Below are 12531 nucleotides of genomic sequence, written 5' to 3'. Positions count from 1 at the left end.
AGTATCATTAATTGAAAAAATGTAAAATAAATTTAAGAATCAAAATGTTGAAGGGAGAGAGAAACCAATTGGATAGGGAAAATAATAAAAAACTTGTGATAATCACTGGGGTAACACAAGGATTAGGTCGGTCATTAATTGACCGTTTTTCTGAACTAGGTTGGTTGATTGTTGGATGTGGTCGTTCCAAAAGTAAGATAGAACAAATCAAGAGACATTTTGACAACAAACATGATTTTCAATCCATTGATGTTTCGGACGATAAGGCTGTTAAAGCTTGGGGAGAATATATTCTTCAGCGATACGGTGCACCAGATTTACTTATTAATAATGCCTCTATTGTAAATAAAAATACAACGCTTTGGACTATTTCTTCAGAAGAATTTGCAAATGTTATGAATATCAATGTGAATGGTGTAGTCAATGTGATAAGGGCATTTGTACCGGCTATGATTCATAATAAACGCGGGATCATAATCAATATTAGTTCAAGTTGGGGACGGTCCGGTGAGGCAGAACTTGCACCGTATTGCGCGTCCAAGTTTGCTATAGAGGGTTTGACCCAATCAATGGCACTAGAATTGCCGAAAGAACTGGCAGTAGTTGCACTAGATCCAGGCGGAGGCATTCATACTTCGATGTTACAGTCATGTGCACCAGAGTATGTATCGAGTTCTCCAACAGCTAAAGCTTGGTCACATGTTGCTGTACCGTATATGCTAAGTATCACATCTAAAGACAATGGAAAATCACTTACTTGTCCCAAGGTTTCCTAAAGTATTATACCTTTATTAATACGAATATACACTTTGGTTTGGTGGTGAATTTTGTAAAAGGGGGTTCAATGTAAAATGGGAGACTGCTGCGGCGCTTCGAAAGGTGTAACTGTGGCCTAAAGATACCATAGCGGCGGATCGTCGTCATACCGTTGGACTTAAATCTGACAGCACGGTGACGGCTGTGGGTGATAATAAATATGGCCAATTTGATGTAAGCGGCTGCCGCGATTTTTGAAGATTGAAGGCAGAAAATGATCAAAATTTTTTATAAAAGGATGATTCAATTGAATATAGAAAAAGTGTGTTTTGATCAATCTTTTTTTCAAAACACGCTTTTTCTATTTGCCTCTTTTATCAAGGTTTATTAGGTTAATTTAATCAACCTTTATTCCAAGGCTACATAAACCATTCTAAGTGCGTTTTGATTAAACTTTATTTTAAAGGTACACCTGAAGAAATACTTCTACCACAGTAATAGAACGAATAATCAACTTAACCGAATGTTAAAATTTTCATCCTCATATATTCAAATTCATTACGAAATGATTTCCCTTCCATCTCGATGTAGTTACTAAGTTCAATTAGAATTTCCAATCGGTAAGGACTATATGTTTCAGGAATAATTCTTGGTTCCCAATAACCAAGTCTAACTATGCCTATTTTATCATTGATTTGAACTTTCGCTATAATATGCTCGTGGTCTTCTAATTCAGCATATAAAACAACAACATCTTCTCCTGTTGTATGATTTAACATAATAGATATATCCCTTCTCATTTTTGGAGTGTCTAATGTTCAACAAAACATACCCTAGAATAATTAAACATTTTTATAAAAATTCCCTCTGTATCTAAAACTGTAGAATCTATTTTAATCGATTTTTTTCAAAATACATTTTTTGAGTCTTCCGTAAAATACAGGTTCGTACGTTATTTCAAATTAAACTTTATTTCAAAGCTACACTTGTTGTAGATATCGGAAATATCTTTTTAGGGATATCTTAGTTTTGAATCCCATTCTACTTACCAATTCATCTTCATTTATTCCTTGCTTAATAAGACGGAGAATAAATGTGTTCCTCATCTGCTAGGCAGAAATACGCCTATTTAACTCCGTTCGTTTCACTTCAAGTCGTATCATCTTTTGTATAGCAACGTCGGATAATGCCTTTGATGCATCATTTTCATATACCCATCGATATGTTCCCCCGATTAAAATCAAATGCTATAAACAAAGGATTATCTGTATACTGTCTAGGTCTTACGGGTTCCGGAATAGTTTTATAGTATTTTTAGAGCTGCTTCTTATCATCCTCTGATAATGATATAGATCTATTTATGTCATTTTCTCCAGGAACAACTAAGGTATTTCTAGCAAACTGTATATGACTCATATTAAGCGATACAAGCTCTTGCAAGGACAATCCATAGTTTACTACTAAATTTATTATACAAGCGTTTCTATCCATAATTAGAGGGCGATATTTAGCTTGTCTTTCTGTTAATCCCTTTGTTGAAAGTATAGTTTGTTGTGAACTACTCACCACTTAGCAAAGCTTGAAGTGGGAGCTTCTCAGTTCCACGACGAAAGTAACCTTTCGTCTCCCTGAGCGTTACTTCGGGGTGTTCCACCCCTAGATGTCCAACGCTTGGATGCTCTCTTGGTACGGTTGATATTTTACGCAGGAACCGAATGGCTTGGTTTTCGCACGCTATTTTCTTCCTGCAACCTCATATATCAAGTTATCAAAGAACTTCATATAGCTAGTTTATCAAGACTATTAGTATCCATTTGACCAAACATTATTCCAAATCTCCCCCCCTTTGCATTTTTGATATGTTGATTATTATTTACAAAACCAAATGAATAAGGCTATCAGAATACTTCAAAAAGGAATTACAAGGACTAATCCCCAAAAAATCCCTTTGAAAAATCTAATCTCGTTATAAGTATTCATTTCTATATAAGTTGTATCTTTTAGTACAGCCATGTTTAATCCTCCCAATATTTATTGTTTACTAAAATGAAAAAAGGACAAACCTTGCCCTGGTAGGGATACGTAGGTTTGTCCTTTTTTATGTGGGTAATGATACATGTATTTACCATTATTATAACTAGATCAACAAATACTCCCAATTGCGTCTGACATCTTATTAACAAGCATACTAGTAATATTAAAATCTATTATAAATATATATCTTATATATTAAAAAGAAATAAAGATAAAACTTTTATAGGTTATCAAAAATAGGGAAAAGACCTACTCCCACAAGGGAAAATTAGATATAAGAACGTAAAAAATCATAAATAGTAGAAAATGTATCCGTGGATTTAAGGATTATTAGACTTTCAATTCTACAAAAAAGCAGAAAGAAAATTATATGTTCCTACATGAAATCGGAAAGAAATTGATACAAATCACATTATATTTATTCAACCATGTAAATAGGGCTTATTTTCTTTATTTTGGTAAATGGAGCAGTATTTAGCGTTCAATTATCCACAATTTATTCAGATAATGCAGCTATTTGTTAACATTACTCAGTATTTACACATAACTCACATTATTATTGATGATTTTTATTAGATGAATTCAACGACACTAGTATTCTCAAGGGTATTGGGAAAATATTATTCACATTTGATCATATTTGTCCTCATATCCACTATTTTTATAAATATCCTTCTGATTTTTTGTAGATATAAAATCATATGTTTTACTACACATGAAGAATATTCACATGTGTAGTGTGGAGATTCTTCTATAGGTAGAAGAGGATTTGTATAGAAGTGTATAAAAAAAGACTCCATTTTACATGAAGTCCTTCTGATTTGGTATTTATAAATAGAGTAGTAGAAAAGGGGTGTTAATGAAACAAATACGAATAGCCCTCCACTTTCGATTTTTTCAAAAATAGAGAGCTCGTTGCTATTATTTTATTTCCATTGCGGTTAGCACCTGATCTGGAGCTGTTATTGTTACCCCAGCACGTGCTAAACGTTCGAAGGTACGCATAAACGCTAGTAAATTAAACTGTTTTGGTAGCTCAATAACACGAAGCTTTTCTTGTGGCAGCTTATCAATTGCTTCGATAAACCATTCACGTACATCACTTGGAATTGTGCGTTCTTTATGGCCACGAACTTTTAATTTTTCACGCATTTCAATTTCTAAAGCGCTATATGCATGGAGATTCACTCCCTGATCATATGCATATTTTCTAAATAACGTTTCTTCCTGGTATTTTAGATAATTACGGTGATAAGATTCTTCAGTCACTGGTACCGCAAATTTTTGTTTCAGTAGTGCATGCACATTTTTAAACATCTTCTTAATGTTGTGAAGAGAGTACATTGAATAATGTAGACCAAAATTAAAGACAGCTTGTTCACGGTCACTATTTCTCTCTTTTGGTATATGTTGCGCAATAAGAGGGTAGATACCTTCTTTTGCTGCTGTATCAAGAATTTGATATTGAGATGTTTGATGCAATAGTTTTTTCAATGTATATACAATTTTCTTTGGATATCCTTCTTTTCGATCAACCATGTCGCGAAGTCCACGAATTACACTGCGAATTTGACGATGACAAGTATGCTTTAAAACATGAATGAATTTATTCATGTCTGCAGACAGTTCACCGATATTCATTTCTTGTAGGACTGATTCAATGAATTTCGCTTTACGAGCATATGTAGCTTTTGGTGTAAATGGATCCCTATGTTGTTCTTCTCCAGATTCTTTCGTACATAAGAAGTCCGAATGGATAGATAGATATAATGTTGTATATCGTTTGGTATGCTTTACACCTTTTTGTATTTTACAAATTTTAAATAGGGGATTTCCCGTACATGGTAATGCAGTTGTTAATTCTTCGATAACCACATGGATCTGGTGCGGATATTTTTTATGTAAGAAACGATACATTCCACCAAAGTGAGTTTTGTTTCCTCTTTCATCCTGCTTGTCCAAAGAACGCTTTAAGGTTGTTTCTGTATGTTGCTGCATAGCGATGTCTAAGAATAGTTTCTTAGCTGCTACAGATAACTTAAAGAACGCTTTTGTAAATACAACAGGACTAATATATACGTAAGGATTTGCCTTTTCTGTTTCCTCATTCATAAAATGAGTGAGTTTAATTGTATAACGGCCATCAACTCCATTTTCAATGGAGATAATGTTATGTAAGTTTAATTTTTTCAAAGCAATATAGAATTGGGAGTGCTGGATATAAGCAAATTCTTCTTTATATTGCTTGTAATCTTCCCACATCATATGTATTGTTACATTTGGAATGACACCATTTGTAAAGCATTTTTTATGTAGATATAAGAACACTTCAAGATCTGCATTCGTAATTCCATATAATTTATGTTTTCTTCCTGTTTTCTCTGTAAGTACAGACTTTGCTCGACGTGAAAAAGATGGTTTAGCTTGTTCGACAAAGCCTTCTACATCCGCAATACGTTCTTCGTATGTCATGTGCTGCAGAATATCTTCTAAATATGTATCTTTATAGCTGTAGTATTTTTCCTCAAATGTTTCCACAAACTTTTGCCAAGATTTTAGTGTTACTAAAACTGCGTTTGTTGTTTTTCCATTTAAGCTACGCTGATTTTGAATAATAAATGATTTCCCCATCTTTTTCACCTCCGTTCTGCAAAATTCGAAATGTATGCCAAAATACTATAAAATATACCAATTTTGATTATAGCAAATCGAAAATTGGTGCAAGGTGCTCCTTTAAGAGGAAAGATAGCAACTTGCAACAGCTTATAAAGCTAGGTGTATCAAGGGATATGAGAATTTTATTAATTTTTTTTGTGTTAAGGATACCGCAAACGTGTTGCAAGTTGAATTATATGTATAAAAATAAGTGAAAAAACATCTCCTCCCTTGATATATAAGGGAGGAGATTGAAAATAGAAAAAAAGTTAGGGTAAGGATATCGCAAACGTGTTGCAAGTTAAGAAGTACAATTATTAATTATGAAATATACCAATTATCGCTGATATGATAGGCTTAATTAGGTTTTTATGAATTACGATAGGGTAAGGATACCGCAAACACTGTTGCATCTTATGCGAAAAATAAGGGTGAGGATACCGCAAACGTGTTGCAAGCTGAGTTATATGTACATGAATAAGTAAAAAGCAGTTAATTCCTTGATATATAAGGGATTAGATTGAAAATGGAAAAAAAGTTAGGGTAAGGATACCGCAAACATGTTGCATTTTATTTGAATAACTTGCTATAAGTATAAAAAAATCACTTGAAAATTATAAAATAGAACAATTTTTTGTGTATTGTATTAGGTTGAGAAAAAATTATACTGTTGCAAGTTGGACGAAATAGGGTAAGGATACCGCAAACATGTTGCAAGTTGTAGAGGTAAGGAAAGAAAAGCGCAAAAGGAATGCAAGTAAAGAGGAATAGGGAAAAGAAAGAGCAGACATGTTGCAAGTTGTAGAGGTAAGGAAAGAAAAGCGCAAAAGGAATGCAAGTAAAGAGGAATAGGGAAAAGAAAGAGCAAACATGTTGCAAGTTGTAGAGGTAAGGAAAGAAAAGCGCAAAAGGAATGCAAGTAAAGAAGAATAGGGAAAAAAAGAGCAAACATGTTGCAAGTTGTAGAGGTAAGGAAAGAAAAGCGCAAAAGGAATGCAAGTAAAGAAGAATAGGGAAAAGAAAGAGCAGACATGTTGCAAGTTGTAGAGGTAAGGAAAGAAAAGCGCAAAAGGAATGCAAGTAAAGAAGAATAGGGAAAAGAAAGAGCAGACATGTTGCAAGGTAAGCGTCAAATATTCCCCACCTACTATTTGTAAATAATCCCTGAGATAATCTTCTTACATAATACATGTGAAGGTTTATTCAAAACAAATCCAAAATGTTACTATAAAAAAGAACCCTAATCTTAGGGTTCCAACATAAATCATTTAAAGTTTTTTATAAACCTACTTTGTCGCTTTTCGTCCCACTAATACCCAGTACAGCGATAAGCTGAAAAAGACAATCAGTACGAGAATGAATAGGATATTACTAAACATGGAAGCATCCGCATTGTTTATCATTCCTAGGAAGCTTTTTTTCATTGCGGAATGGTCCATCATCGCAGCTGTGTAGGCAATTCCGATTGACATCGCGACATTCAGTGTTAAGTTATAAAATCCGATTGCTGTTCCTGTTTTTTCTTTCTCGATTGTACAAATGCAAGAATTAAGTAATGGTGCATACAAGAATGCAAAAGAACTGGAAAATAAAACCATAGATATTACGAATACAACAACAGAAGTTTTGATAAAGAATCCACCTAATAGTAAGCTGATCATAATGATACACATAGCGAGTGTAATACATTGCTTGCTTCCCATAACCTTTGCAATTTTTCCAGAAAGAGCCCCAACTATAGTCGCTGCTATATAACCTGGAATCAATAAAAGTGAAATTGTATCTAGCTTCAAACCATAAATCTTTTCAAGCAAGAATGGAAATAGGAAAATATATGCTAGTTGTACAGAGTAAATGATAAACGCAACGCCAAGTAATGAGATAAACTGCTTATTTTGGAAGAATGAGATGCCAATAAAAGCTGTTGATTTCTTACTGATATATGTAAGGAACAAGGTAATTGCAACAATAAATAAGATCAGGTAAAGCCAATTGAAATCTGTAATATATAGTAGTAGGGACGCTGAAATAATTCCAACTAGAAATAATCCTAATACATCTATATTACTATTTTTCGCTTCTTCCTTAGGAAAATATTTTAAAATAAAAGGAAGAGTGAAAAGTGTTACTAAAGATAGTAAAAATAGGTTTGTCCAATGGAAATATGTTGAAACATAACCTCCAGTTAATGCACCGATAAGCTGTGAAAGAGCAAAACTACTTGTACTAAATCCTAAATATTTCTTTTGTTCCTCTATAGGTAAATGCTTTGTGACAAATATGACATATAACGTTTCAGCTGATGCTAAACCAGCAGTTTGGATAATTCGTGAGATAACGACTAGTAAAAACGAGTGTTGAAAAATATATCCCATGACTGAACCGGCACAGATTAAAATAATCCCAATACTAAGAAGTTTTCTAATACTAACAGAATCCGCTAAAGCCGCGTAAACGACAGCTCCAATTCCAATCACAAGGCCAGCTAATGTTGCTTGCCAGCTAACTGTTGTCGCTGAAATTTGAAAATCCTTTGCTATATCAACAGAAATAATCTTAAATGAATTGTCAATTACCAAACATAATAGAAATAACAGTAAGGTAACAGGTACTGCTTTATTGGCACTATATTCCTGAGTTTTCTTCATGCTTACATCTGAATTTATTGTAGACATAGTGATATTTCTCTCCTTTTGTAATTTAGGAAATCGTCTTCTTGAATCATAATTGTCTAACTATTAATTGATGATTGGATGGCCCAGTAGTTTCTACGCTATTTGTTTCATATGCGAGATTTCCTTGTGCACAGTTGTACCCATATTTGTTTTTTCCTTTTTATGATATTTAAAAAAGGGAACGTTTTCATGAATGATTGAAAGTAAATTGATGACACTTTCATAATTACGCGTGGTAACTTTTTACAATATTGTATAATTGTCTAAAGAACCTGTATACATCTAAAAAAATGACAAGGATACCACATACCTTGTTTGTATGATGTTTACAAGGTAGCATTTGCTTGAATAACGAAAAATATTTTACATTTTGACGACACTTTCTATTAGCGGTACCGCCACACATCCATCAACGTAAGGATTTAGACTATTTTTGAAGTTAAAAGCACGTCACCCTTTCTCATTAAAATAAGGTAAACGTAAAGTAACTCTGCATCTAGGAGGTAAATCCGTTGACCACGGCAAGACTTTATCAATTTCTTCTTTATTGTTTAAATCGATATTAGGAAGTGTTTCAAACAAATAAAGAAGATAATGATAGGGACTTAAATTGTTCTCTTTTGCGGTTTCAACCACACTATACATGATGGCACTTCCTCTAGCACTTCGCGGTGTATTTGAGAACATCCAGTTTTTTCTCCCAATTACAAACGGTTTAATAGAACGTTCACTTCTGCTGTTATCGATTTCTAAATGGCCGTCTAATAAAAAGGCTTCATGATGATTCCATTGATTCAAACAATAAGTGATGGCTTTTCCTAGAGCGCTTTTTGGCAAAACAAGATCTTTCTGTTCATGAAGCCATGCCGAAAAAAGGTCCAGAATGGGCCTGCTTTTTTTGACGCCGCTCATATCACTCGGTAGGGTTGACATGTTTGCGCTTCCTTTCAATCGAATCGAGTTGATTACAGAAGTGTAAGCCTTCACTTGTCTTCACTTTTTTCCCCCTTCTGTGAATCAGGTAAAGCTTTTAAGGCTTCATCAAACTTCCGTCTGGCATGCGCCCAACATCCCACAAGAGTGACATCCGGTACTTAATGATAACCGCTATATCCATCTACTTGTAAATACCCTTGAAAACCAGTTAAAAAACGCTTCGGATGTTCCCCTGTTCTTGTGGGCTGATAGTCATAGAGAACAATAGGGATATCCTCTCGCCCCGTATGGTATAACCACAGATAGGACTTGGTTGTTGCGGCCCAACCAGGTTCACGTAAGACTTGGAAGGTTGTTTCATCCGAATGAAGGATGGTTCGAGTAAGTAGATATTCATGCATCCTTTCATACAGAATCGCTAACCATCGATCAGCCCCATATAATAACCAATTTCCCATCGTTTGTCGTGATAGCAAGATTCCCATCCGTTCAAAATGCTTTTCCTGACGATAAAGAGGAATAGGGAAAAGAAAGAGTAGACATGTTGCAAGTTATAGAATTAAGGAGAGGAAAGCGCAAAAGGAATGCAAAGTAAAGGAGAATGGGAAAAGAAAGAGCAAACGTATTGCAAGTATTGAATTAAAAAGAAGAAACCGCAAAACTTTTGATTATCTGTTACAATAGATTAAATATAATTGTAGAACAGATTTTTATTAACAAAACTAATTTGTTGGGATCCATGGTTTAGGGAGGAGTATGAAGTGGATAACTTATTACAAATGTTCCGAGATGCCTTGTTGATCTCTGAGCCAATTTATAAATCAAATGAGCCTTTATGGACAAAATGGAATGCATACTTTAATGATGTTGAAAAAAATAATAATAAAGTATTAACTTCATCTTATGCTTCCCCCTCATTTACTGCATTAGTATCGTGGTTAGAGAAAAAGCAAGAGTCCGGAATTACATTATTACAAATTTATGCAAAAATTGATTCTTATAAGGAAGAAATATATACGGAAATTGAAGGATTTATAGAAAAAGAATTTCAGAATGTAGCACCTTCAAATTCCATAATATTAGAAAATGATCAAAATATAGATAAGACAAATATAGTGAACCATGAGGATTATTACGAGGTAAATAACTCTGCTGTTTATTATAAACTAAGAGATGGAATTGCAAAGAATCAATTTGAAGAAGATGAAAATAGAAAAGTTTTACAATATCCCATTGAAACGAAGTCTTCTAATGGCGTTGCGCAACTTTCTTCACACAAAGATGAAGATTTAAGACTTACAAACACTGAAGAAGCGGCTCGATGGAATACCCTTGTTGATGATGTAATGAGTAATATGGATGATTTAACGGCAGATTGTTTAGATGCAATTACAATACAGTGGATAAACGAAGCAAAATCTCCAGATGAGTTCATTGATTTTTCTTATGAGCAAGTTTTAGAGATGTGCAACATCCCAAAGACAATCGTCAAAAATAAAGAATATTATCGAGCTGAAGATAAAATTAAAATAGCAAAGAGAATTGCTGCTTTAGCGAGTATATTTATCTATTTAAATGATGATAACGAGGTAGTAGTATTAAATGATCGAGATGATGAAGGAGAAAGATTAGAATTAAAGCGTGAGGTTATTAAAAGGTTATTTGTATTAGATTCGGTTGTATTGTGGAGACATAGTGTTACAAATGAATATATGGGTATTGAATCTTGTCGTATTAAGCCCGGCAGCTTTTTAACTAATTACTTATATGGATCAAATAATACAACGGCTTTATTGTCTAAAAAAGCACTTGAATACAATAGTTATAGACATAAATATCATAAAAGGTTAATTCGATATTTAACGTGGCAATGGAGAATTAGACAAATGTATTCATCATTGAAAAAGCCTTATTCTATAGGAGGGGACAAGGGATTACTATCAGTAATGGACATTCCAAAAGATTGGAAGCCGAATCGTATTAGGGAACAGTTAGAAAATGTTCTAATGGATTTAGAAAATGAGAAAGTAATCTCTCATTGGGAGTATAGTGAACCGCTTGATGAACAACAAATTGGGAGACGTAACTGGTTTAAAAATTATTACGCTAACTTAGGAATAACTATTTTACCACCTGAGGAAATGTTACTATCAATGGATAGGGTAATCGGAAAAAAGAGTATAGAGGAACCACAAGAACAATTACCTGAAGTAACAGTTGTTGAAGAGGTAAGGAAGACTGTAGAATCAGTCGAACAAATAGAGAAGAAGATCCGTGACCAAATACTGAAAGTGCATAATGAAAAAAAAGTAAGCATTCGTGAAATAGCAGATGAAATTAGTATTTCGCCATCTACGTTGTCTAGATTTTGTAATTATAAAACAAAACGTCTGTCTAAAAAAGCATTAGAAAAGTTGACAAAATGGTGTGAAAGACAAGAAATATTAGAGAAGATGTAACGTAGACTAAAGACTCCTTTTAAAATAAGTCAAATTAAAAATACACATACATTATGTATGTGTATTTTATTTATTATCAATTATAAGAGGCTGAAATACCTTTATAAGTAGTAATTTTGGCGGGCTAAGGTCCTGGAATTAAAAAATTGATATGGTTATTCTGTTTAATCGACTACAATTAAATTTCTTGTCTTATCGATATGGTTAAGTAACATATGATACTCTTCTTCATACATAGTTAAACGTTGTAGAAGGGATTGATTCTCTGCTTCTAAATATTCAATTTGATTTTGTAAATTTGTTAATTCATTCATTTCTTTATAATTTTGTAGAAAGAGAATAATGTCGTCTAATGTCATAGACAAAGAGTTTGTTTCTTTTTCTGGTTGGGAGGAGGAAATATTGTTTCCAACTTTTTGATTTTGTTTTGCTTGTTGTATTTCTTCTTCGTATTGTTTTCGAACGTATGAATTCCAACGAAACCCGCAAGCTGCGGGTGTCCTAGCTAATTGCTTTGCTACTTCTTTGAATGCAGCTAACTGTGTTCCACCGTTACGAATATTCTGAAGTACTATTGATGCGAGAAATAAATCGTTATCTTTAGTCCAGGAATCTTGTCTTGAAATTACCATTTTTTCAACCTCCCTTATATGTTTTATATTACATATATGCAAGTACTGAAAAGGATAGAAGTTAAAGAACTTCTATTACCATCATTTGTATTTGAAATGGAAGATACTTATGATAGCTTACGTCCTTCTAAATTCTCTGTAAATTGATTACTTTGAAAATCCCAAAATAAGAAATTATTAGAAGGGATTTTATTGAATATGTTGAACTACTCACCACTTAACATCCTTACGGACTGTTTGAAGTGGGAGATTCCTAAGTACAGAAACCTAACAGTTTCTAATTCAGTAGGCTATCCCCGTAGTTCCTACGGTTAAGAGACGAATTGCTTCGTTTCTAAGATTGAGCGCTGCATTTCGATCTCTATCGTGATGTGTGCCACAAGA

6 protein-coding genes and 3 pseudogenes are annotated in these 12531 nt (G+C 33.6%); 3 read left to right on the top strand and 6 right to left on the bottom strand.

Annotated elements, in window-relative coordinates:
- Positions 1-44: 44 nt before the first annotated feature.
- Positions 45-776, top strand: a complete 732-nt coding sequence (locus tag ACTFQM_RS24585; RefSeq protein ID WP_328046359.1) for an SDR family oxidoreductase — start codon at positions 45-47, stop codon at positions 774-776.
- A gap of 109 nt (positions 777-885) precedes the next feature.
- Positions 886-1008: pseudogene (locus ACTFQM_RS24580) on the top strand (RCC1-like domain-containing protein); the annotation flags it as partial.
- A 263-nt stretch (positions 1009-1271) separates the two neighbouring features.
- Here the strand turns inward: ACTFQM_RS24580 and ACTFQM_RS24575 are convergent.
- The 5 genes and pseudogenes from ACTFQM_RS24575 to tnpC all read right to left on the bottom strand — a co-directional run.
- Positions 1272-1535, bottom strand: a complete 264-nt coding sequence (locus tag ACTFQM_RS24575; protein WP_440036660.1) for a hypothetical protein — start codon at positions 1533-1535, stop codon at positions 1272-1274.
- Between the two features lie 201 nt (positions 1536-1736).
- Positions 1737-2310, bottom strand: a pseudogene (locus ACTFQM_RS24570) (site-specific integrase); the annotation flags it as partial.
- Between the two features lie 1401 nt (positions 2311-3711).
- Positions 3712-5421, bottom strand: coding sequence for a hypothetical protein (locus tag ACTFQM_RS24565; RefSeq protein WP_440036658.1), 1710 nt, complete (start codon positions 5419-5421; stop codon positions 3712-3714).
- 1310 nt (positions 5422-6731) lie between these two features.
- Positions 6732-8120, bottom strand: coding sequence for an MFS transporter (locus tag ACTFQM_RS24560; protein ID WP_440036657.1), 1389 nt, complete (start codon positions 8118-8120; stop codon positions 6732-6734).
- Positions 8121-8570: 450 nt separating this feature from the next.
- A pseudogene (tnpC, locus tag ACTFQM_RS24555) lies at positions 8571-9577 on the bottom strand (IS66 family transposase); the annotation flags it as partial.
- A gap of 240 nt (positions 9578-9817) precedes the next feature.
- Between tnpC and ACTFQM_RS24550 the strand changes: the two are divergent.
- Positions 9818-11515, top strand: coding sequence for a helix-turn-helix domain-containing protein (locus ACTFQM_RS24550; RefSeq protein ID WP_440036656.1), 1698 nt, complete (start codon positions 9818-9820; stop codon positions 11513-11515).
- Positions 11516-11679: 164 nt separating this feature from the next.
- Here ACTFQM_RS24550 and ACTFQM_RS24545 read toward each other — a convergent pair whose 3' ends face one another.
- Positions 11680-12147: an RsfA family transcriptional regulator gene (locus ACTFQM_RS24545; protein ID WP_440036655.1), complete on the bottom strand. Its 468-nt coding sequence runs from the start codon at positions 12145-12147 to the stop codon at positions 11680-11682.
- Positions 12148-12531: the final 384 nt, after the last annotated feature.

It is taken from the genome of Bacillus cereus group sp. MYBK30-2 (genome assembly GCF_051915945.1).
In the GTDB taxonomy this organism is placed as follows: domain Bacteria; phylum Bacillota; class Bacilli; order Bacillales; family Bacillaceae_G; genus Bacillus_A; species Bacillus_A paramycoides.
This window is presented reverse-complemented; position numbering and strand designations above follow the sequence as displayed.

Coding starts and splice junctions, on each gene's coding strand:
- ACTFQM_RS24545 (WP_440036655.1), bottom strand. CDS start 12,147: ATGGTAATTTCAAGACAAGATTCCTGGACTAAAGATAACGATTTATTT.
- ACTFQM_RS24585 (WP_328046359.1), top strand. CDS start 45: ATGTTGAAGGGAGAGAGAAACCAATTGGATAGGGAAAATAATAAAAAA.
- ACTFQM_RS24565 (WP_440036658.1), bottom strand. CDS start 5,421: ATGGGGAAATCATTTATTATTCAAAATCAGCGTAGCTTAAATGGAAAA.
- ACTFQM_RS24575 (WP_440036660.1), bottom strand. CDS start 1,535: ATGTTAAATCATACAACAGGAGAAGATGTTGTTGTTTTATATGCTGAA.
- ACTFQM_RS24560 (WP_440036657.1), bottom strand. CDS start 8,120: ATGTCTACAATAAATTCAGATGTAAGCATGAAGAAAACTCAGGAATAT.